This window comes from Stenotrophomonas genospecies 5 (assembly GCF_054473825.1).
This window is the reverse complement of sequence record NZ_JBTMUW010000001.1, coordinates 1,109,917-1,131,092: the sequence shown is the minus strand read 5'-3', so window position 1 is coordinate 1,131,092 and position 21,176 is coordinate 1,109,917. Positions and strand designations below refer to the sequence as shown.

Here is a 21,176-nt window from a genome sequence, read left to right as displayed (position 1 = left end):
TACGGCGCGAGAGCTATTCATTGCTTCCCCCTACCTGGTTTGCCGTATTCTGTATCTTCTCAATGATGGCGATTGCCTTGTCGGACATCTTCTCGCGCATGCGAATGAACTCGGTTCGCAGGTACCCGACATGCACAAGCGCAGCACGGACGTCAGATGGAGTGAAGCGTTCGAAACTCTGCTGAAACCAAGCGTTCGTTAGCAGATTCCGCACGGTCGATGTGAAGGAGCACATCGGCCAGCCACTATGTTCGGGAAGTCCCACCTCCCTCCGGAGGGCGGACACAGCATCGCAAATCATCTCCGTTTCAGATTCCAGCCGCCATCCGCGATCAAATGCGTCGGTGGCGAAGTATCTAGAAAATGGCATGTCCTCTGTCGGCCACCATGCTGCGCCGTCGTAGCGCGACAGGGCATGCCTGACCTCATCTCGCGCCGCAAGAGGAAGAAATGGGGCTGAGTCCAGAAACCACCGGCGAACAACATGTGACGGATGGTGCTGCCACATGTCGCCAAGCTCGATGCCCTGCTGGTCACTTTGGTACACAAAGACCAAAAAGAGAGTAAGCCTGTCCTTGCTCATCAAGTTATCAAGATCTTCTAAGCACTGAAACTCAAGATTGGTGAGCCGTTGAGCACTGTCGATGAACAATACGTACCTGCGTACGTCGGCGTGCCCACACGCGGCGCGCATGTGATTGTGTATTCGTGCCCTCAGCTCGTGAGGCCTGGCCGATGACCAGCGCGGCATTCCCAGTTGATGTGAAAGCGCGTGCCAGAAGCTCAGCGGGCTCCTGCATGCATCTGAGGTTGCGACGATTGCCCTGGCCACACCTGCGCGGCGTCCGTCCTCCACGAGCCAGCGCCAGTCGGTTTCGACTAGATAGTCTTGCGCCGTGGATTTGCCAACCCCGCTCTCTGAGTAAAGAGAGCACCCATGATGACCCTGCTGAATGTTGTACAGAACGAAATCCGCCATGCGTTCGACAGGCTTCGTGTTGATACGGTAGCCAGACTCAATGAAAAGTGGATGGTCGGGGTCAAGGCGACGGACGGCCATGATGGCCTCCGCAAGGTCCGATCTAGTCATCAAGATTCACCTTGCCTCCCCGGGGGACTCTTACCGGGATGTGAGCTGGCTGGGACCGAATGTCGGGCAGACGGCCGAAGTGCAACTGCTGCAAGCGCGCAAGTTGGTCGACTGCGGGTTGGGACGTGTCTGCAGTAGATCGAAGATGCGCTATGAAGGCTTCAATTGCACACTCCACGCCAGCGATTGAGAAATCACTGCGCTGTTTGGACCAACGACAGATGATCCTTCGCGTCCTCTCGTCATGCGGCGCGCGCGACCAAGGCGCTCGCGCGGTAGCCACTCCGAATGGCACGGTGGCACTTTGAAGTAGCACGATTGAACGAAGATCGCGCCTATTCACGCGCGCAAGAATCCTGGTGCCAATCAGTCCCCATTTATCGTTAAGGGAAGGGGATCGGTAGTCCGCATACAAGTAGGTGACATGGGGCAACTCCCCATTATCCTTGTTGCCTTTTACGGGCAGGCTTACGATTGTCGAAGCCATATCTGCAGCATCCAGGCCACAGGTTTCCGGCGCAAACGCAAACGCTGACTCTTTGCGATTCGTGAGATACGCTAGCGGCGTCATCTGTCCGAGTGCGGAGTGAGGCGTCGCGTTGTAGTTGGCTATGATGACGTCCAGGAGCTCCTCGAGAAGGTGCATCTGGATGGGATGGGCATCCGGAGAGAAGTTGCTGATCCTGATCTTGTTTTCCCCCAGCCGTTTGGCGGGCTCAAAACCGCCGGGGATCTTACGCAGCGCACCACGTTCCAAGCGCGAGAAGAATTGCTCTACAATGGGTCGTGAGCGCGGTGTGTGCGACTTTCCGAAGATCATCACACCTCCCCGAGCCCTGCAGAATGCTGCTTCGAGTGCATGGGCCGAGTGCGCAAGGAAGTTGTCCAGTGCGACAGCGGCCGAGCGCGTGACTATCGGCGTTGCTGCCTGATAGACGGGCATTCCAGCGCCAGGTGCGTAGAAGAGGTCCGGGATCGTCAGGTCCCTGGGAGCCCAGGGTTCCATTGACTTGGACAAGCAGAGCGCTACATCAAGATTGTCATAGCTCTGGCCGACACAGAGAAGCCATCCCGTTACCGCCCTGGATTCAGTCTCTATTTCGATGAGAAGCCATAGCCGTGACACTTTGCGCGTAACACGCGCGCCATTGGGCATATCGATGGAGATCTTGCATTCAACATCGATTTGGTGCGCGTCAAACTCCGTTCTGGCGAACAGGCCCATCCGTACTGCTTGCTCCAAAGCGACAGGAGCGTTCGATGCCGATTGAGGTTCATAAAGGTCCACGTCGGCTACTGCCGACTGCCGCCGCTTGAGCAAAGCAAGCAGCGAGCGCTTCCCCTTGCCAGGATCGTTCAGGGGGAATTTGTCCTCCAGGTTGTGCTGCTTCAGCTCCGCAAGGACTCGTTGGTGCAATTTTACGAACGCGCTTGGAGGGCGGCCCGGCGGCAGATGGGTTGCAAAGCCATCGATCAAGGCTTTAACACTCGGCACAGCTTCGGAGACTTTGTGCCACGCAAATCTTCCTGGAACCAGCGGCAATTCCGCGGGTTCGAAGGAAAGCTCAGTCGAGTAACTGCCCCATGGAATGCATACGCGAAATCCGTGCGGCATGCCATCGTGGGCTATCGTGGGCGCTTTCATTGCCATGCGCTTCAGGCGTTTGTGGCAGATTCCATATCTCCGGGATATAGCGGTGATGGTGGAACGGCCCAGAAGCAAGGCGGTGAGTGCTTCCTTGGCCACGCGGAACTTGGAGAGATGATCTGGTGCAATATCAACCGGATGTGGGGAGTACCACTCGTCGAGTGTCGCCTGATCATAGATTTCGTACCTAGCCATGACGCACCTCCACGAGGGCATCCGGATCCCCTGGGCGATAGTCCACGAGTTGTACGCGGCCGGTGTAGACGAGGCTTGCCACTGCGCAAGCCACTGCGAACCGGGCCTGGCCCGTCTGCAGTTGTAATGCGCTCATGGTGAGGCGCTCAACGTTCTGGAGCATGTCCTCAATCCTCACTTCCAACTGCCTGGCCCCCGCGATCTTTGCATTGGCCCAGACAAGCGGAAGTAGTTCGTAGGCAACAGCGACCTCGCTGGCGCGAGATGCCAGAGAGTTTTCGTGGACAAGTCGCAATACGAGCCCTTGATTCAAGGCCATGTGGATGAGCTCGTCATCTGCGGGAAGCTTGACTAAGCCAACGCTCAGTGAAGCCACCCGTTTTGTAGGGATTACAAACTGGTAGTGCTGGGTGCCATCCCTCCGCCCGACCCAGAAGCTCAACTCAAGGTCGCGCTTCTCGCCTACCGTGATTCGACGCGGCCTCTCAACATACATCTCCACCTGGGGGTCAAATTCGAGCATCAGCGCCTGGCAAAAGTTGACCAGGTCGGCCACCGTTACGGTCCGCCCATTCTTCGGGGACTGAAATACAAAGATTTCGCGGCGGTCGCGCTTGCCGCGTGCTAGCTCGAGAGGGGAATGGGGCAGATGCCCCTCACGGCGGTCTTCGTCCGTCGGTTTGGCGGTCGCGCTTTTTCCTGCGGTCATCATCCTGCTCCTCAGCCGTCGGCTTGCGAACGTCTGCCCGGTCTCGAGATTGGAACAAGGTGCCCATTCAGGTTCGCCTCCGCCATATGAGATGGGGAGGAAATGGGCGCACCCCTCCGCGCGAACGGGAAGTCGCTTGACTTTGTCAAGGAAAAGGGTGAGCCTCAGGGTACAGGCTGAGTTTCACCACCATCTGCTCCAACAGATGTCACTTGCCCCCGCGCCAACGGGGGCAAGTCATTTCCAGGGTTCGGAGATGTTAGTTTCCGGCTCTTGGTACTCTCCTCGGCGCTCGGCGAGCGCATCTTCGGGGACGTCTTGAGTCTGTTCTTGAAACGCTACAAGCCCGGCCCCTTGAGTTTGGGTTGTGGGGCGTCATTCCTGGTTGGGCTTCAGAGCAGCCGCTTCATCTTGCGGGGTGCCAGATACTGCCGGCGGACTGATTGCGGCCCTCAGCCCAACCATCCAGTCGGCGATGTCCATCGCAAAGGCAAATTTGCCGCGGCGGCCGGGCACTTTGAATATCTTCACGGGCAAGGTTCCGCGTGCCTCTGCTTGGCGGAGCGCGTGGCTGGAGCGATAGCCAAGAGCTCGCGGCAAGTTTTCATAGCCGATGAGAGGCCCGAAATGAAAGGTCAATTCTCTTTCGATCTCACGGCGTTCCGGGGCCAGGATTGATTCGTTGGTCCGCTCCGTCATGGCGTGGTCACACCCCGTCGCTTGTGTCCTCCTGATTCTGCCCCTCTAATACGGATGGTGGAAGGAGTAACAAACTCGCGTTTCGTTACCCATCAAAGGTGAATGGGGAGGGGCACGGCCATGGCGCTCAAAGAGATACCCTTTTACGGCGAGGCGCGACTTGCCCGCATGCGTGCAAGCACGAGCATACTTCCCGCCAACCGAGCCGTGCCGTACTGCCTGCGATCACTCAGTGTCGGATTGTGGTTTGAATGCTTGCGAAGCCGAATGGGCCTATCCAGCGCATACGCGCTCGGACAGTCGATATCCCCGGAGCGTCCCGGCTGCCACTCCAATGTGTGGGTGAAATATGCCCATGCGGAACACGTCCCGTCCCAGGCGACGCAGGCAGCAGCCGAGGCGCGCTATCCCGGCTCCCGCATGGTTCTATGTTCACCGGTCTGGGCCGCTCTGAATGTCCACGAGGCACTTGGCGGTTGTGGAGAATCAATACTCATGTCGCTCAGTGCACCTGTGCAACTGGAAGTGTTCAGCGGAGCGAGCTTGCGAGCCGGCATGTTTGTCCGCCGAGACCGTCGGTTACGAGAGATCACCGAGGGCTTGTGCGGGCTGGGCACTCTGGATAGCCTGGCGGCACTAGTGGTGATGTTGAGGGTCGCCCATGAGCAGGGCAGACGGCATGACTGCTTTGCCTTGGGGCGTGCACTGCACGATTGCCTGCTACTGGTGGGGCAGGATAGTCCCATCCAGCTTATTGCCGAAGAGCTGTTCTGGTACTTCAGCCATTTCGTGCTTCCTTTCACAGGGTGCCGGGGTGTTCGGATTGCATCGTCGCGACGCCGCTTGCTCCTGCAGCATGAGGTTCTCTCCCGCCTCGTACTTGAGCTTGAAGACAGCGGGTTCGACTATCTCCCAGGCATGCGTCACCCGCTCTTGCGGGTAGTCCGCAATCAGCAGCATGCTCCGTCTTTGCGCTTCTTCTCGCCCGGCGTCGGACCCTGCAGCGCAACATCGCGGCAGATGGCGCGGTAGCGCTATCAATACAGAGTCTTGTTGAGACGAGGAGGCATCCAGGATGGTGAGCGCAGAGACTAAAGGCTCGACCGATTACGAAATGAGCCGCTTGTGGTGGGCGGCACGGCTGTCGCAGTCGAGTAGAGGCTCAAGATGATTGCCTATCTTGGTTGGGGGTCGCTGGTATGGCAACCCGACGGTCTACCGGTTCGTGGACAGTGGCTGGCAGACGGGCCAACGGTTTGCGTAGAGTTTTTAAGGCAATCCGGCAATGGACGGCTTACGTTGGTCATGCATGCGGCCGCGTCTGCTGTCACCTCCTTCTGGGTTGAGGCTGGTACCGACGACGAGGGCGACGCCAAGCGAGCCTTGCGTGAGCGGGAAGCCATTCCCTCAAAGAACATGGAGCGACACTTGGGGGTCTGGACACATGGCTGTCCAGCACCGGCGAGTATTCCTGGGCTCGCTGACTGGGCCGCTGCTCGCGGGATTACCACTGTGCTATGGACGGCGCTGCCACCGAAGTTCAACGGGGAAAATCAACGCGTCCCATCAGTGGAAGAAGCAGTTGCCTACCTCGCAAGCCTCTCAGGGCAAACTGCGACGCTCGCAGAAGAGTACGTCCGGCGAGCCCCGCCCCAGATTGACACCGTCTATCGTCGTGAGTTTGCTGCACGTCTAGGCTGGCATCCCCTTCCGAAAGGGAGCTAACTGCGACGTGCGTGTGATAGCCGATGGCCAAACTCCGGCAATGGCCAGCACCGTTTCTCACCTTGGGCCGACTTGGGCCGGAAGGCCCGGCCCTGTCAGCGCTGCCCGGGGCTCCGGCTCAACAACTGGATGAGCAGAAGCCACTTGTGTGTCACTTTGCCGGCGGAGGCAGCACAACGATGAGTGCCATCCATGGGGCGATTGCCAGAACAGTGGCAATGTACGCGTACTTCAAACAGCTGAATTTTGACGAGAGAATCTTGGAATTGCGCCAACATTGACCCAGGAGGTCTTCCTCGAACTCCATCAGCGTACGCTCCGCGCACTTCTGCAAGAACTCGTGCTCGGCCATGCTCGACACCCGTTCAAAGAAGATGAGCGAATTTGACCCGCCTCGCAGTTCCGGAAAATATCCGTACCACAGGTGCCAGAAGCTAACAGTAAGCGGTGTAAGGAACAAAACGCCCACAACCGAGATCAGGGCCGTTAGTTCATCAAGTTTCGGCAGCCGCGTCGCGATCATGGCAAGCATGCCCAGGTTGATACCCAGGCCGACCGAGAGTTTTGTGTCTACACGGGAGAAGAAGCCCAAGACCAAATTCAGCTGCTGCCAAGCGGCACTAACGCGGTCGCTTTGATTTGGCGGGTGGCCGCCAGAATTTTGAGGTTCTTGCACGGGGTGAGTTCTCTGTCTTGAGGGATACGGTTTGTGTTCGTTTGATGGCAGATCGAAGACCGCAGATGTCCAGCGTTCCGCAGCAGCGCGCTCCTGCAGCCGCACAATCCTCAAGGAAAGCTGTGTCGGCCAGCGCACATCGGTGCTGTTCCAAGATGAAAGTGACCAGGGCCGCAGCGTGGTCGCCACATGCAGTGATCGCACCGTCAGGATCGCGGCCACATGGGCAGACTGGGGGTCTCCCGACCAAGGTTTCAGTGCGCGTCGACACCCGAGCAAGGAGTAGTTTGCCGTGCCAGAGCTCGAGCCTCCGCTTCTGAGGGCGCGAATCCTTGCGGACCATGAACTGCCCCGCGAGCACATCTGCCTTGAATGCCGGACCCAGTCGTTCGGCTGCCTGCTCAGCATTGGCCTGATGCTGCGCAGCACGACCGTGCGCGCGGCCGTTCTCCGCTCCAGGAAAGACCCGGCGGGCGTTCGCGCCGATCTGGTAGGTCAGGTACTGGTAGACCGTGGCCCACCAATGCCTCGCTGCTGCTTCGTCTTGGATCCGGCTCGGATTGTCTTCTCCCCAGCCGAGGCAGAAGCTACGGTCACCGTTGATATGCCGATCGGGACAGAACCCCGGCAGCATGCCGGGGTCGGCGATCTCGCGCACTGAGACGTGCTCGCCTGCAACGGAGACGAGCAATCTAAATGCGTACTCGGCTCCGCCGGCCCGAACCACTGTGATCCCAACCAGCCCCCCGACAGGGTCTACGATCAACGTGGCACCGTAGTCCGGTGCCACGCGCTGCAGCAGCTCCAAAGGCCTTGGCGTCACGTCGCGGCCACATGAGGACGGATCGGCTGCGCGAGCGCAGGAGCCACTGCGGGTGCCACTTCAGCGTAGTGTGCCTCCAGTGTTGCCTTCGCCACGCGGTCCCCGGATGCGGCGAGTTCCTCCACCGCTGCGGCATAGTCTAGGTTCGCCGCCTTTCGCTTGTCGGTAAAGACGGTCCGTATCGCGGCGCTGGCGGCCTTGTAGGCATTTTCACCAATGGCCGTCTCCACACCGTCGCAGAGTCGTTGTTGGGCTTCAGATTCCAACACCGCTCGCCCCGTGGCACACCGCAGAAGGCTCCCCTTCATGCCCAGGCGGGAAATGGCAAGGGGGCCAAGTTCGAAGCCAATGGCCAATCCCAGCTCTGCCACTTCCGCGCCTTCGGCGCTCAGTTGCTCCAGGGCAGTGGAGAAACTGCTGCGCAATGCACCCGCGCACTGGGCAGCGGTGCTGACCGTGTCCTGCGCATCTGTCGTCTGTGACGTGCCCTCCAGCAGCACCCCATGAAGGCAGTCGCCAATAAAACGGACACGACGCCCTCCAAAATCCTCGTGTACGACCGCATCCAGCTCAGAGCGCAATACGTGCAGTGTTCGAACCAGATGTTCGGGATCCTCCTCTAAGTGCTTGTCCACGAAGTCGGTGAATCCGTCAATGTCGGCATAGATCGAAACGCCATCAAATCGCCTTGAGTTCGCCGCGCTGAGCAGGGAGAAGTCCAGATCAGAAAGCGGAGGCGTCGGTCGACTGAACTTGAATTCGCCGATAGGGAGCTCGGCCTGTTCATCTTTCCAGAGTTCGATGATGCGCGACTTGGAAATGCCGAGTGCAGCGGCCTCGACGCATGCGGAAATCTGAGCATCGGTCAGCGAAGTGGTGCGGTCCTTGTTGCCGGTCAAGGTAGGCAGTTCAAGCACGGCACGTGCGCCGTGCGTCAGGTAGATGCCTTCAGCCCCTCCATGCCCGGCACACTTGGCCGCCTGATTGGCTGGGGAGCCTAAGAAAAGAGGTTCTCGGCTGGCGCGACGACCATTGTTGACGGCCAACGCCATCCCGCTGTCAATGCCGACACGAACCTGGGCATTGGGGATGTGCGCGTCCGAGTCGCCCGTTTCAGCCAGCACATCGATGGCGAGCTGGGCGATCGCAACCGCGCGCTCGATCCGGGCGCGTTCGTTGGCATCGCCGTACGGCTTGGTCACAACCGCATGCAGCCGCTGGTTGTGAAAGTCCACACGGATGGCATCACTTTCAACGAGGATGCGATGGACGGCGCGGTAGTGCTGATTCAGGAATCGAAGGGCCCGCTTGTGGCAGGTTTCGCCTTCGATGTCAGTGCAGCTAAGCATGTCCGCCAGATTGACGATGTCGATGTAGACATGCGCCCCTTGGACGCGATAGGCGCGATTGACTGGAATATCCACCAGCGAGGTTTCCCGCTTGTAATCGCGGATGTCCACGTCGCGGACTTCGGCGTAACGGGTGGCAATGCGCTTCTTGGTGCGATCTTTTTTCCAGCTGTGTCCCATCGTGCTACTCCCTGCGCCCAAGAGGAGGCCAGGCCGGGCGGGTCGCGTCGCCTACGGCGTGGCTGGCAGCCGGATTCATTCCAGCTCCTTTGGGCGTATATTGGGACCCAGTTCACACTTTCAAGGGGGCAGTATGGGGACTGGGATCGTCGAGCGCCTCGCGGCGGATGATGGCAGGCGACTGATCGCCGCCTTGGCTGAGTTCCGCCTGCTGGCCGGCTTGGACGCGGCCGCAGCCCAGCTGGCACAGGCCGGGGAATTGCTCGACGTGGGGACAGGGCAGGCCTTTATCACTCAGGGCGCCCCAGAGACCGACGTTTTCTTCATTGTCTCCGGCTCCGTGGACGTGCTGGTCAACGGCAAAGTGGTTAATACCCGAAGGGCTGGGGACCACGTCGGCGAAATGGCAGCCATCGAACCGGCGCAACTGCGGGCGGCAACTGTTACTGCACGCGAGCCGACCGTAGTGCTAAAGGTGCCGGAAATCGATTTCAGCAGGATTGCGGATTCACACCCCGTCATCTGGCGGCGGCTGGCCGCGACCCTTTCGCGCCGTCTAAAAGAGCGCAATCACATGATTACCCAACCTCGCGGACAGGTCCGGGTCTTTGTGATGTCGTCGGTGGAGGCGCTCCCTGTCACGCGGTTGCTGGTACAGCACTTCGAGCACGACCCGTTCCTGACGGTGGTATGGGACCACGGGGTGTTCCGCGCCGCCAACTACACACTTGACGAGCTCGAGCGCCAGCTGGAACAGGCAGACTTTGCCATTGCCGTGGCCCACGCGGATGACATGGTCATCAGCCGCGGTGACGAGTGGCCTGTCATGCGCGACAACGTCGTCTTTGAACTGGGTATGTTCATTGGATTCCTGGGGCGTCGGCGCGCCTTCTTGATGGAGCCGCGCGAAGACAAGCTGAAGCTTCCCAGTGATCTCACGGGGCTCACGACCGTCCCCTACCGATACACCCCTGGCCCGGACGCCCGGGCTTTGATTGCACCGGCATGCGAACAAATTCGCTCCCGCATTCTCGAAGCTGGGCCGAGGGACTGACGGTGGCACTGCTGGAAGAGATGACGGCCGCCGTGCAGGCGATAGCACAAACCCGATGGTCTACACGGAGAGGTCAAGTTGTACCCGATCCAGAAGATCTGCGATTGGGCAATGACGCAGTGGAGTTTGATCGTGCCACTGTTTTGTACGCGGACCTGAACGGCTCAACGAATATGGTCGACACCGAAGCCTGGCAGTTGAGTGCAGAGATCTACAAAGCGTTCCTGCACTGTGCAGCGACGATCATCAGGAAAGAGGGCGGCAAGATCACCTCCTACGACGGAGATCGTGTCATGGGCATCTGGGTGGGTGACCGGCAAGCCACGCCGGCGGCTAAGGCCGGGTTGAAAATCAACTATGCGGTCAAGATGATCGTCATGCCAGCGTTGAAAAAGCAGTACCCCGACTGGACAGGTACCGTGAGGCATGTCGTCGGAATCGACAGCAGCCCAATCCGAGCTGCTCGCACGGGTATTCGAGGCGGCAACGACATCGTCTGGGTTGGACGCGCGGCCAATCATGCGGCCAAGCTCACGGACCTGGACCTTGCCCCGTCAACCTGGATTACCGATGAGGTGTTCATCCGGTTGGCTGATGAGTTGAAGTACGGTGGAACGCCGCCGACTCTGATGTGGGAGGCGTTCCGCTGGAACCGGCAGGGTGGTCGCCGCATTCACGGATCAGACTGGGCTTGGCGCGTCTAAAGCGCCCTCTGCGGACCCGGCATTCGCAGGGCCAGCATGGCAGGGAAAGGGCGCACTGTTAGAGGCCGATTTCATGGCGCGGGAGTCAGGCAGCCGAGTCCTGCCCTCCGATGAGTGCGCGCCGGGAGAGGAACCCGCTGCCATTGCGGAGCTCTGGCAGAGGTTCATCTACGCACCGGCCCCTAGCGCCGCATTGATCTCAGCGAAGGCCTTCTCAAAGCGCTCCAGCGTTTCATTGATGGCCGTAGTTTCCGCGGCCAGCACGTGCTGATTCTGGATGAGCCAGTTGGCGGGAGTGAAATGATCCAGGGGCGGAACGGAAGCCCCCATGACATTAAACAGTGCTTCGGCCTGTTTGACCTGGCGCGTCAGGGCACCGTCTTGGCTGAACTGCCGGGCGGAAATTTGCCCTTTTCCCTTCAGACCGTAGGCACCGTTGAGGATGTCGGCGAAGACGGCGGGTGCGAAGAAGTCCTCAATGTCGCTCTCGGCCTTTCCGGTGAAATCCGTGGCTACCAAGACGCCGGAAGTCTTCATGATCTGAGACTCCCTCAGCCGCTGCACCTTGCCTTTATCGCCATTGCCGTAGTCACACAAGGCGACCATGTGGATGCCCTTGCCAGAGAAGAGCGAGGCGAACGATTGCACTTTGTCTATGCCGCCTGTGGGGCAGATCACCCACCGGCTGTCCAAGCCTTGGCGCTTGCGTTGCTTGAGCGCGTGCGATGCCGCCTGAAGATAGAGCACATCCGAAGGTCCTTCGACCAACAGGGTATGCGCTCCCACAAACAGGCTTTGGGTAACCTCGTAACCGAGATGGGCCTGAAGGGGGAACAGCGTGTCCTGATCGACGCTCAGGACGTCCGCGGAGACCTGTGTGCCCTTAACGGTGGGGCGGCGACGCTGGTCGTAGGTGACAACGTCCTCGACGACGCGAACGTCCGCAAGACGATCGGCCGGCACCATAAAGGGCGAGTGGGTGCTGTAGATGACCTGGTGGTCGGGGAGTAGACGCTCAATGATGTAGCGGAGCAGATCAGCTTGCGCCTTTCCATGTAGCGTCAATCCAGGCTCATCCAGAAGGATGATCGCACCGGGGTTCCTCTTTCGCATCTGCTTGAACTGCGACAGGAAGGAGAAGAACCAGACGAATCCGGCGCTGCGCTCAGACAGGGGCACCGAAACCTTGTGGTTGTCATTCCGAATGCGGATTTTGGCAACAGTCCCGCTATTGAAGGGGGCGGGATCCTCGGAGAGGCCTTGGGCAAGCGCTATCTCTACACTGAGCGCGTCGTTCTGACTCCAAAACTCGAAGATCTCATCGGTAATTTCATTGGAGGCGGCTTGGCAACGTGCGTTGAGCTCTTCCAGGCGTGTGCTGGACTGCAATTCGCTGACCGACGTCCCGGCGTACTCGAGGAAGTCGAGGAAAATCTGGTCACCCGGGGAGATCGTCGCGCCGCTTTGGGTGTCACGAGACAGCTTGTCCAGCGATATCTCCCCGGACATGCGATCAAAGTGAGAGGTATAGAAGAACGCCGGCATCCTTTTCTGCAGGATATCGATGGCCGCCAGCACTGGTTTCCCCTTGCGGAAGCCGCTGATGGACCGCTTGACCGCCTGCAATTGGTCAGACGGCTCGGGGTGCGCATCTATCTCGACCACGAGTCGATCCAGCAATATCTTGGAAAACTTCTCCCGCTCTTCGCCTGCCACACCGTGCTGGTCGAGCAGAAACGCGCGCACCACGTTGGGATCGACGTGAATGCTCCAAGTGCTGTGGCCACTGTAATCTGTCGTTACGTCAACGGTCGTACTACTTAACGCGCCGGCACCCAGGACGTCGGCGACCGCCTTTTGGTCTTCGTGGCTGAGCTCCCAGGTCAGGGTGGCAACCGGTGCGGGTTCGTCGTCGTGGCGTTCCTCATACCGCGTGAGGAAGCGGCGGGGGTAATCGCGCACCGTGTCGTAAGCAAACTGGTCGGCGATGGGACGGGTACCAAACAACGCCGTCAGAATTGCAGTCTTGCCCGCCTCGTTCTTACCGACCAAGCAGGTCAGCTCTCCGACATCGAACGTTCCGGAATCCTCTGCAGAACGGAAGTTTCGGATCCGTGCCTTGACTAGCTTCATGCTGCCCCCTGATTCCTGCCGTGGATGGTGCGCGTCTTGTGCAGGATAGGGCCCGAGCGGGGCACATTCAACGCGCACTGCTGGCCGCTCGGGCCGGAGGCTCAGTCCTCATCCATCAGGCGCGCGGCGGGGTTGCTGCCGACGCCGCCCTGCTGGAAATATCCGATCACGCTGGCCACGGAGCGGTGATCGGTCATCGCCATCAGCGCCGGCAGGGCCACCCCACGCCGCGCACCTTCGGTAACAAAGCCCGAGCGCAGGCTGTGGCCGGCAAAGTCCCCGTCCAGACCGGCCAACCGCGCCCGGTCCTTAACGATGGCGGCGACCGCCTTGCCGCTGAGCGCGCCGCCCAATGACCGTGGCCAGACGCGCCGGAACAGGGGGCCGTCGGTAATCTCGGCCACGTCCAGCCAGTCCTGCAGTGCGGTGGCTGCCTCTCCCAGGATGGGCTTGTCGGGGCTGCTGCCAACCACTGGCCCGGACTGCAAGGTTTTTCCGTGATCCAAGCGATAGGTGTAGCCGCCTTCGGGCAGTCGGGTGAGGTGATTCACCGTCGCCTCGGCGACTTCGCTGCGGCGGCGCCCGCCGCTAGCAAAGGCAAAGTAGAGCAGGGCGCGATCGCGCTTCCCCTTGAGCGAGGTGTCGCAGGTGGCCGCCATTGCGCGCAGATCTGCGGCTGACAGCGCGGTCTTCTTGGCCGGGCGCTCGCCTCGTTTGTGAGAAGCCCTGCGCCCCTTGGACAGTAGGGTCCTCACGGCGCGATTCTCGCAAGGGTTGTCTTGGCGGGCCTGCTTGTGGGCCGCCGACAAGACCGCCACCCGGTGGACCAGGCTGGAGAACGCCAGCGGCCCAGGCTTCTTCTTCAGGCCCGCATGCACCAAGGCACTATCCAAGTCTGCAGGCAGATCCCAACGAAGCCCCAAATCGCCTGAGCGCCCCATGTGATCCACGATGAACTGAACCACTGCCGCCGGGGGGACGGGTAGGGCGATGGGCCTGCCATAGCGCCCTTCGAACCAGCCCGCCCAATAGCGCAGGGCGCCGGCGTAGCTGCGAATGGTGTTAGGCGCTTCGGCCTCCTGCAGGATGTCTCGCACCGCTTCTGCGGCGGAAGTGGCCAGCCGCTCCGGAACCAGCCCCGAAACGAGTTCCCCTGACGCAGCAGTGATATTATTCATATGTACTATGTATTGTGCACTATGATTAGGTTGAGCTACATCTGATAAATATGCCTTATCAGACATGGCCTGCCAATTCTCACCGTTCCGCAGAAGGACACCCAATGGCCAAGGGCATCAGCGAACTGGATGTGCACCAGGCAGCGGACGACATCATCGCCGCCGGCGAACGTCCCACCGTCGAGCGAATCCGAGCCCACTTGGGCACCGGCTCGCCCAACACCGTCACGCGTTGGCTGGAGACCTGGTGGCAGACCGTAGGCTTTCGCCTGCGCCAGCGCGCCATTGAGGCGGCGGTTCCAGGCATCCCAGAGCGGGTAGCTCACCTGAGCCAGCGTTTGTGGCAGGCCGCGCTGCAGGATGCCGGCGAGCTCGCTCAGACCCAGCTGGAGTCGACCAGGCACGCACTGGAGGAACGCGAGCGCCTGCTGGAGGAGGACCGGGTGGCCCTGACGCTGGCGATTGAGGCCAGCCAGAAGCGCGAAAGGGAGGCTCAGGTCCAGACTCAGGCCGCCGCCACCACCGCGGAGCAGTTGGCGGCACAGGTCTCCCAGATGACGGCACAAGTACAAGACCTGCTGCGCCAACGCGATGGAGCCTATGGACGGGCGGAGCGACTCGAGCAGGAACTGGATGCCGTACGCCGCAGTCTGGGCGAGGCCGCGGCCGCTCACGAAGAAGAGAGGAGGGCGCTCCAGGCGCACGTCAGGGCAGTGGAGGATCGTGCCCATACGGAGGTTGACCGGCATCGCCAGGCGTTGCGGTCAGCCGAGCAGGAGTGGGGGCGGGAGCGCATGGCCTTGGCCACCTCATTGCGAGAGAGCGAGCAACAAGCCATTGCTGCTGCCAACCGCGAGCAACAGGCATTGCGCCGACTGGAAGGCGTGAACGCGCGGGCTGATGGCTTGGAGGCGCAGCTGACGTCACTGAAGGAAACCACTCGGCAAGTTACCGAGGCACTCCGACAAGGGAGAGCGAACACGGCAACGCCAAGCAGGCAAAGCAAGCCACGCCGCACCGCGCCCAGAAGAGTGGGCGAGCCGACACAAGAACCCAATAGCAGGAAATCTAAGACTTGAGGCCATCCATTCGATCAAGGCTTCTTTCCCCGAAAGACTTGGAGGACGTACACGCCCCCCCCAAAGTTCATCCTCGACCGCGCCCGAGAGCACGGCGCGACAGGCCCCGTACGAACGGTAGAAACCAGCACGCCGGAGGAGGAACGCCATGAAGCAGGGAAGAACTGACAGAGATTGGGCGGTGGTCGCTGTGATGACCTTTGCCGCAGGAGCCGTCTTGACTTGGGCACTCATGAGCAAGCCGAGTCCCAAATCCGCCACGTTAGCGCTTGACTGGCCGGCGTGGGTGCAAGCGATCGGCAGCATCGCAGCCATCATCGCCGCGGGACTGATCCCCCTTTGGCACGCCAGAGTCAGGAGACGGGAGGTCACACAGTCCCTCATAGAGCTGATTTCCTATGCGCGATTTCCAGCGACACTGATGCTGGCGCAGTTCGAGGGAGGATTCGGCGGCCCCCGGCTGATCTTGGCGCATCTGACCCAGCTTCATAAGGCTTTCGATTCAGTCAACTATGTTGACGTGCCGAACCGATCCTTGGCGATTGCGCTGCAGCAATCAGCAACGGCTGTGAGTGCACTTAAGGAGATCCAGGAACTCTTTCTGAGAAAAGAAGAGATGAAAAAGGGGCGGGGGAGCGAGATCGTTAAAAAGTACCTGCTCATGCTCGATAGAGCCGTCGAAGAAGCAATCAAGGCAACCGGTCAGCGGCCTCGAGACTTCAACTACGACACAATCGTGCTGCCTAATGAATAGCCCATGCAAATGCTGTTCGTTACAACTACGCGGTAATAGTCACAAACCTCTCTCTAGTAATCCACTGCCGAGGGCTATCCGGCAAATCGTGCGGAGTCGGAGGGAGTAGCTGGCGTCTGAACGGGGGAACTCGCCTGGCGATGTAGCAGGGGCCTGGTGCACTGGACTGTAACAGAGCAGTTTCACTGTCACCGCGCCTTGTTACGGTAAAGAACCTCCGTTACATTCGCTGCTATGAACGACCTCGACGCCGCAGCCCGCTATCTTCAGGGTCTACTACCCGACATGGTCGGTGAGCTCGAGCCCTGGCCCAGCTCCAAGACGCGCGGCTTACCCCACTTCCTCGCCACCCTATTCGGCCTGGCCGAGCTTGACCTGCTCGGCCACAGGGTGCTGCTGGCCACCGTCCCGGCGCAGACGGAACCGTTGCCACCTTTGCGGCTGATCGCGCAGGTGCATCGATTGGCGGAAAAGGCCGGCTTGAGGGTCATTCTCGTGCTCTCCGGCGTTTCGCCCTACATTCGCTCCAAGCTCATCGAGTCTCGGGTGGATTTCGTTGTGCCTGGTAGCCAACTGTTCGCTCCGAGCTTCCTGATGAGCTTACGCGAGCGCGATTCGTCTCCAAGGGTGCTCACATCCGCTGGGGAGCGGTTGAGCCATCCGGCACAAGCGGTTCTGATCGCGGCCCTGTTGCGGCCCGACTTGGAGGAGCGCGGCATCCCTGGCAGCGTCCCGTGGGTGCCGCTCGACCTGGCGCGCGAGGCAGGCTACTCACGCATGACTGCCTCGCGGGTCGCCCGTGAACTGGTGGCGGCTAACCTCGTCAGCGCCCAGCGCGAGGGGCGGGAGACGAAGCTACGGTTCTTGAAAGCGCGCCGCTCCTTGTGGGCGGTCGCGCTGCCGCGGCTGCGCTCGCCGGTGCTGCGCACCACTTGCATCGGCAAAAGTGGCTTGGACATGCTGCTGGCCGATCATTGTCGTGCTGCGGGAGAAACCGGCCTGTCCGTTCTCACCGAACTGGCGGCGCCATCGCGTCCGATCGCTGCGATCGGACGAGACTGCTTCCGTCGGCATCCGGAGCCGGAATGGTTTCCCGTGGCCGGCGAGGGCTATGCAGACGTGCAGCATTGGGCGTACTCCACCCGCCTGGGTGGCGCGGGCACCGTCGTGGACCCGTTGTCGCTGTACCTGTCCTTGCAGGGACAGGGCGACCCGAGGCTGAACGGCGCGCTGCGGGACCTGCTCGATGAGGTCTTCGTCTGATCGCAGGCGCGCGGGAGCTCGGCGAGTGGTGCCTGAACTCCGGTACCAGTCCGCGGTCATCGGGGCCGTTGCGCTGGCCGTCGTAACGCAGGAAGCGAAGCGGCAAGTGGGGCCACGAAGGATCTGGAACGTGGTGCTGAGCGTGGAGGCGCTGACGCTTGCGTTCGGCCAGCGGTTCTCGGGGGGATATCGAGGCAGCGGCTACGAGGTGCGCCAGCCCTCGGACCGACACTCAACGTTCTATCGCTTCCGGCGGCCTGCGCCCAGAAACTGCAGGAGTGGCCGACGGGTCGTTTCGACCTGATCGTCTGCAGCGGGATGGACGACTAACCCGGGCCGGATGCCCTGCTCGAACTGCGTGACGGTGCGCATGGGGCGACGAAGGACGGTAGCCTGCTGGTGGCTTGCCAATGGCTGCCCATCCTTCAAGTAGCAATGCCTTGGGCGCATGCGCTGGCTAGGATTGTGCCGCGCTGAATCTGCTTCTGGCCGGCAGACGATCACCCTCGAAGTCGCAGGGCTAGGACAACTGATCTCAATCATGGAGGGATAGATGTGGCCTAACCCTTAACAACTCCGTGAGGGCGGCTTACATCGCATCCACAGTGATGCCATGAAGGATCATTGAAGCATGCTGGGACGCAAGTTTGTCCAGCGCAGGTGCATGCGGACTCGAGGTCCCGAACAGCTCGTGGAACAGCACACCCATTACGATCGGAGCCATGATTGAAAAGGCCATGAGATTTGAGTCGCCGGCGCGGACGGTCCCCTTGGCCTGCGCCCGCTCGACAGCGCTTGCCACCAGCCGGATCATGCGAGATGCAACTTCGTCATGCCAGATCCTCGCAAGCTCAGGAAACATTCGGCTCTCCGATAGCACCATTCGCAATGCTGCAGACAAGCGGGCATCGCCACCTGATGAGACCGCTCGCTGGAGGAGCGTCGGGATTAGCTCCTCAATCGACCCGTCGAAGGTCGCCTGTGCCGTCTCAAGGCCTTCCAGATTTGTGGAGATCAACTGGCGCGCTGCGGCTCGAAACAGCTCTTCCTTGGTTTCAAAGTAGAGGTAGATCGTGCCCTTCGCGACTCGTGCGCGCTTCGCGATATCAGAGAGCTTTGCGGCAGCAAAGCCGTTCTCAAGGAAAACATCTACCGCAGCGTCTACAATCTCGAGCGGCCGCGCCTCCTTGCGACGACTCCACTTAGGTTGCATCTCGCTCACGTGCTCAATCTCTTGCCCATGCGGGAATCCCAATAGCGCTGCAGCTCGTCTAGGGACTGCGTTGGCTGTGCCAATCCCACCCAAGTGTCAGGCCGCAGAACGTAGACAGCGTCCTGCTGACGTCCAGCGCGGCCATGTTCTTCGTGCCAGGTAAACTCGCGAAGAGCCATGCCGCGGCTGTCGCACCAGCCCTTTAGTTCAGTACTGGCTCGTCCATAGACATGGACCTGCCAGCCGATTTGCTCTGAGATCGCGTAGTTGTCCTCACCACGCGTCTTCACCCAGGGCAGGCGATCGCCGCCTTCAATCTTTCCAGCCTTGCCCTGGCTCAAGGGGCTATGCGATCTACAGCATCATCATGATCAACGTTGTCTTCCACGTGATCCCGCTGATTCTCGGGGTCGGCTACGGCGCGGGAACGCTAACTGCGATCATCATCTTCATCCCCCTCTGCGCTTGGATGATCTACACATCCTTTGGCGCGGGTCGTATGAGCTATCGAGCACTAGCCCTTTTGGTTGGTGCGGGAGTGTTGTTCCATGCCCTACTCACTATTCCGATGATTCTCCTGCTGCAAGGTGCAATCTCAGAGACGTCCGTAGTCATGATTCAGGTAGCCAACCCCTTTGTGCTGATGGTCATCTTGTCGGCGGCGGAGCGCTCGCGCTTGAGCATGCCGGCAAGGCAGCGTCGGCCAAGTGCCTCTCGCTAGCTCGAGTCTTCTTCGGCGCCTAGTCAGACCTCCCATCCCGTCTCGCTCACGCAGCCGCTTCGGTGACCCCTGGCGGACAAGGCGGAGCAACTTTAATGGTGCCTGTCCCCGCCTGTGTTGAGGCGGGGTAGCAGCTTGCAATGGCGTTAGGGATTCTCGATGGGAGCCAGATCATTTGCCCCTATTGCTCGATGGAGGAGGGGGCTGGCTCGCTCCTATTGAGCCGACGCCTTGCCCGGGCCTTTGTATCTGCTCAGCCAATAGCTGTAAGGCGTGGGTAGCACGCTGGCTGGGAGCTCCTGGCCAAGCGCAATGGCCATTTGGTACGGATAGTGCGGATTGGATAGGTGGGCCCGCCCGATCATCACTAGGTCAACCTAACAGTCCGCTACAACGCGCTCGGCAGTCTGTGGATCATCGATGCACCAACCTGTGGCCACCGGAAGCCCAGTTTCATTAGCAAATCGCTCAGCAAGGGGTGCCAGGAACGCCTGTGTACCCCATGGGACGCGGCCACCAAGAGCACTGAAGCCAATGCTCACGTTGAGCAGATCAAGCCCCAACTCTCGCATTTCTTTGCCAATCTCAATGGAGTCGACCAGTGCTTGGCCATCGCGCGAGTTGTACTCCACAACTCCAAAGCGCGCGGTCAGCGGCAGATGCTCGGGCCAAACCTTACGGACGGCCGCCAATGTCTCCAGCAGGAAGCGTGCTCTGTTCTCCGCACTGCCACCGTAGCGATCCTCCCGCTTGTTGCTGTCGGGGCTGAAGAAGCTCTGCGCCAGATAGCCATGAGCGAAGTGAAGCTCCAGCCATTCAAATCCTGCAGCAAGCGCACGCTTGGCTGCAGCGACGAAATCCGCTTGAACGCGATGAATGTCCTCAACCGTCATCTCGTTGGGAACTCTATCGAGCGAGCCGCCAAAGGCGATCGGCGAGGGACCAAGGATCGCCCATCCTGCGGGATCATCGGCTGCGATGTGGTCATCGCCTTGCCATGGCCGATTTGCACTAGCCTTGCGCCCTGCGTGGCCGATCTGGATGCCAGCTACGGCACCGCCTTGCTTGATGGCAGAAGCGATGGCTGCCATTCCTGGAATTTGCTCATCACCCCACAGGCCAGCACATCCCGGGGTGATGCGTCCTTCCGGAGACACGGCGGTAGCCTCGACAATCACGAGCCCAGCGCCTCCGCGCGCAAGCGCGGCATAGTGGCTGAGATGCCAATCGTTGATACGGCCGTCCTCCGCACTGTACTGGCACATGGGCGGCACCGCGATACGATTCTTAAGAGTGACACCTTTGAGCTCGAATGGGCTAAACAGGGCAGACATAAACGGGGCTTTGGGGAGAGCAAGAGGAGCAAGCACGGGGATTTACTCCGGCTTAGGACGTTGACTTGGCGGCTCGAGCTGCTTCCACCAGGCCGTCCAGCCAATCCTGGTGACCATTGATCATTGGATTCGGCTTGGCCAGACGCAGGGCTTCTGCAGGCTGTCCCTTCTGCGTCTCCTGCGTGAGGATCCGCACTCGGCCACCATCAAGGTCTTCGACAATCCACGCATGATGAACGTCAAGTCGATCGGCAGACCCGGGCTCACCGGCCCAGCCATGCCAAGCGATCCGGCCCGGACCCTCGGAGGTAGGAGCCTCATGCTCGACGCATTGAGCCTCCACGGGGAAGCCAAAGGTTTCAAAGTAGAATCGATCCCCGTTTCGCAACAGAGGGCCGGCGCCATCGTGGAAGCGCACATTGGCTGAATTTCCGTAGTAGGTCGGCCACAGACGTGGCTCTTCAAGCAACGGCCAAACATCAGCTGCGGCAAGGCCGAGGACGATCAGCTCATTCGAGACAAAGTTTTCGGTGTAACCAGGAAGGTAGCCTTCCGGCCAACGAATGCCGTTCATTTTCATCATATGCTCCTTAGGGCTAGCGGCGCGGCTCGCCGATGAATCGTTAAAATTACGTTCGCCAGCTTCTAA

Annotated in this window: 20 protein-coding genes; 6 read left to right on the top strand and 14 right to left on the bottom strand. The window is 60.3% G+C overall.

Annotation, left to right across the window (positions count from 1 at the left end; translation table 11 throughout):
- Nucleotides 1-13 precede the first annotated feature (13 nt).
- From ACX9OW_RS05265 to ACX9OW_RS05230, 8 genes are all read right to left on the bottom strand, one after another.
- A complete protein-coding gene (locus ACX9OW_RS05265) occupies nucleotides 14-1,060 on the bottom strand; it encodes an ATP-binding protein (RefSeq protein WP_072167141.1) in 1,047 nt (348 codons plus the stop codon).
- Between the two features lie 22 nt (nucleotides 1,061-1,082).
- Entirely contained in the window at nucleotides 1,083-2,933 is a 1,851-nt protein-coding gene (locus ACX9OW_RS05260) for a hypothetical protein (protein WP_024956856.1), read from the bottom strand.
- Nucleotides 2,926-3,642, bottom strand: coding sequence for a hypothetical protein (locus ACX9OW_RS05255; protein WP_049401583.1), 717 nt, complete (start codon nucleotides 3,640-3,642; stop codon nucleotides 2,926-2,928). The genes ACX9OW_RS05260 and ACX9OW_RS05255 overlap by 8 nt, the downstream gene beginning before the upstream one ends.
- Before the next feature lie 375 nt (nucleotides 3,643-4,017).
- Nucleotides 4,018-4,341, bottom strand: coding sequence for a hypothetical protein (locus ACX9OW_RS05250; RefSeq protein WP_024956858.1), 324 nt, complete (start codon nucleotides 4,339-4,341; stop codon nucleotides 4,018-4,020).
- Nucleotides 4,342-5,061: 720 nt separating this feature from the next.
- On the bottom strand, nucleotides 5,062-5,301 hold the full coding sequence (locus ACX9OW_RS05245) for a hypothetical protein (protein ID WP_126412177.1): 240 nt from the start codon (nucleotides 5,299-5,301) through the stop codon (nucleotides 5,062-5,064).
- 916 nt (nucleotides 5,302-6,217) lie between these two features.
- Nucleotides 6,218-6,589 (bottom strand): Pycsar system effector family protein, encoded by a 372-nt coding sequence (locus ACX9OW_RS05240; protein ID WP_228756380.1) that lies wholly within the window; start codon nucleotides 6,587-6,589, stop codon nucleotides 6,218-6,220.
- Between the two features lie 97 nt (nucleotides 6,590-6,686).
- Entirely contained in the window at nucleotides 6,687-7,469 is a 783-nt protein-coding gene (locus ACX9OW_RS05235; protein ID WP_369332838.1) for an E2 domain-containing protein, read from the bottom strand.
- 92 nt (nucleotides 7,470-7,561) lie between these two features.
- The gene (locus ACX9OW_RS05230) at nucleotides 7,562-9,094 is read right to left on the bottom strand and encodes an adenylate/guanylate cyclase domain-containing protein (protein WP_043033494.1); all 1,533 of its coding nucleotides are present in this window, start codon (nucleotides 9,092-9,094) and stop codon (nucleotides 7,562-7,564) included.
- Between the two features lie 133 nt (nucleotides 9,095-9,227).
- On the opposite strand from ACX9OW_RS05230, the gene ACX9OW_RS05225 reads away from it, so the two are divergent.
- Entirely contained in the window at nucleotides 9,228-10,148 is a 921-nt protein-coding gene (locus tag ACX9OW_RS05225) for a TIR domain-containing protein (RefSeq protein ID WP_088428977.1), read from the top strand.
- A 2-nt stretch (nucleotides 10,149-10,150) separates the two neighbouring features.
- Nucleotides 10,151-10,852, top strand: a complete 702-nt coding sequence (locus ACX9OW_RS05220; protein WP_197621874.1) for an adenylate/guanylate cyclase domain-containing protein — start codon at nucleotides 10,151-10,153, stop codon at nucleotides 10,850-10,852.
- Between the two features lie 168 nt (nucleotides 10,853-11,020).
- Here ACX9OW_RS05220 and ACX9OW_RS05215 read toward each other — a convergent pair whose 3' ends face one another.
- Nucleotides 11,021-12,985, bottom strand: a complete 1,965-nt coding sequence (locus ACX9OW_RS05215; RefSeq protein WP_024956865.1) for an AAA family ATPase — start codon at nucleotides 12,983-12,985, stop codon at nucleotides 11,021-11,023.
- Between the two features lie 101 nt (nucleotides 12,986-13,086).
- On the bottom strand, nucleotides 13,087-14,163 hold the full coding sequence (locus tag ACX9OW_RS05210; protein WP_043033496.1) for a site-specific integrase: 1,077 nt from the start codon (nucleotides 14,161-14,163) through the stop codon (nucleotides 13,087-13,089).
- Between the two features lie 104 nt (nucleotides 14,164-14,267).
- Between ACX9OW_RS05210 and ACX9OW_RS05205 the strand changes: the two genes are divergently transcribed.
- The 3 genes from ACX9OW_RS05205 to ACX9OW_RS05195 all read left to right on the top strand — a co-directional run bounded on the left by ACX9OW_RS05205 (nucleotide 14,268) and on the right by ACX9OW_RS05195 (nucleotide 17,259).
- Nucleotides 14,268-15,242 (top strand): DNA-binding protein, encoded by a 975-nt coding sequence (locus ACX9OW_RS05205; RefSeq protein WP_049402764.1) that lies wholly within the window; start codon nucleotides 14,268-14,270, stop codon nucleotides 15,240-15,242.
- Nucleotides 15,243-15,390: 148 nt separating this feature from the next.
- Nucleotides 15,391-15,996: a hypothetical protein gene (locus ACX9OW_RS05200; protein ID WP_033836002.1), complete on the top strand. Its 606-nt coding sequence runs from the start codon at nucleotides 15,391-15,393 to the stop codon at nucleotides 15,994-15,996.
- A gap of 234 nt (nucleotides 15,997-16,230) precedes the next feature.
- Nucleotides 16,231-17,259, top strand: coding sequence for a hypothetical protein (locus ACX9OW_RS05195; RefSeq protein ID WP_049402763.1), 1,029 nt, complete (start codon nucleotides 16,231-16,233; stop codon nucleotides 17,257-17,259).
- A gap of 589 nt (nucleotides 17,260-17,848) precedes the next feature.
- Here the strand turns inward: ACX9OW_RS05195 and ACX9OW_RS05190 are convergent.
- Both ACX9OW_RS05190 and ACX9OW_RS05185 read right to left on the bottom strand, forming a co-directional pair.
- On the bottom strand, nucleotides 17,849-18,472 hold the full coding sequence (locus ACX9OW_RS05190) for a TetR/AcrR family transcriptional regulator (RefSeq protein ID WP_043033616.1): 624 nt from the start codon (nucleotides 18,470-18,472) through the stop codon (nucleotides 17,849-17,851).
- 5 nt (nucleotides 18,473-18,477) lie between these two features.
- Nucleotides 18,478-18,813 (bottom strand): hypothetical protein, encoded by a 336-nt coding sequence (locus tag ACX9OW_RS05185; RefSeq protein ID WP_043033500.1) that lies wholly within the window; start codon nucleotides 18,811-18,813, stop codon nucleotides 18,478-18,480.
- A gap of 26 nt (nucleotides 18,814-18,839) precedes the next feature.
- Here ACX9OW_RS05185 and ACX9OW_RS05180 point away from each other — a divergent pair, with 26 nt between their 5' ends.
- Nucleotides 18,840-19,193, top strand: coding sequence for a hypothetical protein (locus ACX9OW_RS05180; RefSeq protein ID WP_043033501.1), 354 nt, complete (start codon nucleotides 18,840-18,842; stop codon nucleotides 19,191-19,193).
- A gap of 377 nt (nucleotides 19,194-19,570) precedes the next feature.
- Here the strand turns inward: ACX9OW_RS05180 and ACX9OW_RS05175 are convergent, their stop codons facing one another.
- Nucleotides 19,571-20,527, bottom strand: a complete 957-nt coding sequence (locus tag ACX9OW_RS05175; RefSeq protein ID WP_269213927.1) for an NADH:flavin oxidoreductase/NADH oxidase — start codon at nucleotides 20,525-20,527, stop codon at nucleotides 19,571-19,573.
- 52 nt (nucleotides 20,528-20,579) lie between these two features.
- Complete coding sequence (locus tag ACX9OW_RS05170; RefSeq protein ID WP_223224789.1) at nucleotides 20,580-21,107, bottom strand: SRPBCC family protein; 528 nt, start codon at nucleotides 21,105-21,107, stop codon at nucleotides 20,580-20,582.
- Nucleotides 21,108-21,176: the final 69 nt, after the last annotated feature.

Bases quoted from the DNA above. Each gene is read 5' to 3' on its own strand.
- ACX9OW_RS05265 (WP_072167141.1), bottom strand. From the start codon at position 1,060: ATGGCCGTCCGTCGCCTTGACCCCGACCATCCACTTTTCATTGAGTCT.
- ACX9OW_RS05260 (WP_024956856.1), bottom strand. From the start codon at position 2,933: ATGGCTAGGTACGAAATCTATGATCAGGCGACACTCGACGAGTGGTAC.
- ACX9OW_RS05255 (WP_049401583.1), bottom strand. From the start codon at position 3,642: ATGACCGCAGGAAAAAGCGCGACCGCCAAACCGACGGACGAAGACCGC.
- ACX9OW_RS05250 (WP_024956858.1), bottom strand. From the start codon at position 4,341: ATGACGGAGCGGACCAACGAATCAATCCTGGCCCCGGAACGCCGTGAG.
- ACX9OW_RS05245 (WP_126412177.1), bottom strand. From the start codon at position 5,301: ATGCTGCTGATTGCGGACTACCCGCAAGAGCGGGTGACGCATGCCTGG.
- ACX9OW_RS05240 (WP_228756380.1), bottom strand. From the start codon at position 6,589: ATGATCGCGACGCGGCTGCCGAAACTTGATGAACTAACGGCCCTGATC.
- ACX9OW_RS05230 (WP_043033494.1), bottom strand. From the start codon at position 9,094: ATGGGACACAGCTGGAAAAAAGATCGCACCAAGAAGCGCATTGCCACC.
- ACX9OW_RS05225 (WP_088428977.1), top strand. From the start codon at position 9,228: ATGGGGACTGGGATCGTCGAGCGCCTCGCGGCGGATGATGGCAGGCGA.
- ACX9OW_RS05215 (WP_024956865.1), bottom strand. From the start codon at position 12,985: ATGAAGCTAGTCAAGGCACGGATCCGAAACTTCCGTTCTGCAGAGGAT.
- ACX9OW_RS05210 (WP_043033496.1), bottom strand. From the start codon at position 14,163: ATGAATAATATCACTGCTGCGTCAGGGGAACTCGTTTCGGGGCTGGTT.
- ACX9OW_RS05205 (WP_049402764.1), top strand. From the start codon at position 14,268: ATGGCCAAGGGCATCAGCGAACTGGATGTGCACCAGGCAGCGGACGAC.
- ACX9OW_RS05200 (WP_033836002.1), top strand. From the start codon at position 15,391: ATGAAGCAGGGAAGAACTGACAGAGATTGGGCGGTGGTCGCTGTGATG.
- ACX9OW_RS05195 (WP_049402763.1), top strand. From the start codon at position 16,231: ATGAACGACCTCGACGCCGCAGCCCGCTATCTTCAGGGTCTACTACCC.
- ACX9OW_RS05190 (WP_043033616.1), bottom strand. From the start codon at position 18,472: ATGCAACCTAAGTGGAGTCGTCGCAAGGAGGCGCGGCCGCTCGAGATT.
- ACX9OW_RS05180 (WP_043033501.1), top strand. From the start codon at position 18,840: ATGATCAACGTTGTCTTCCACGTGATCCCGCTGATTCTCGGGGTCGGC.
- ACX9OW_RS05175 (WP_269213927.1), bottom strand. From the start codon at position 20,527: ATGTCTGCCCTGTTTAGCCCATTCGAGCTCAAAGGTGTCACTCTTAAG.
- ACX9OW_RS05170 (WP_223224789.1), bottom strand. From the start codon at position 21,107: ATGAAAATGAACGGCATTCGTTGGCCGGAAGGCTACCTTCCTGGTTAC.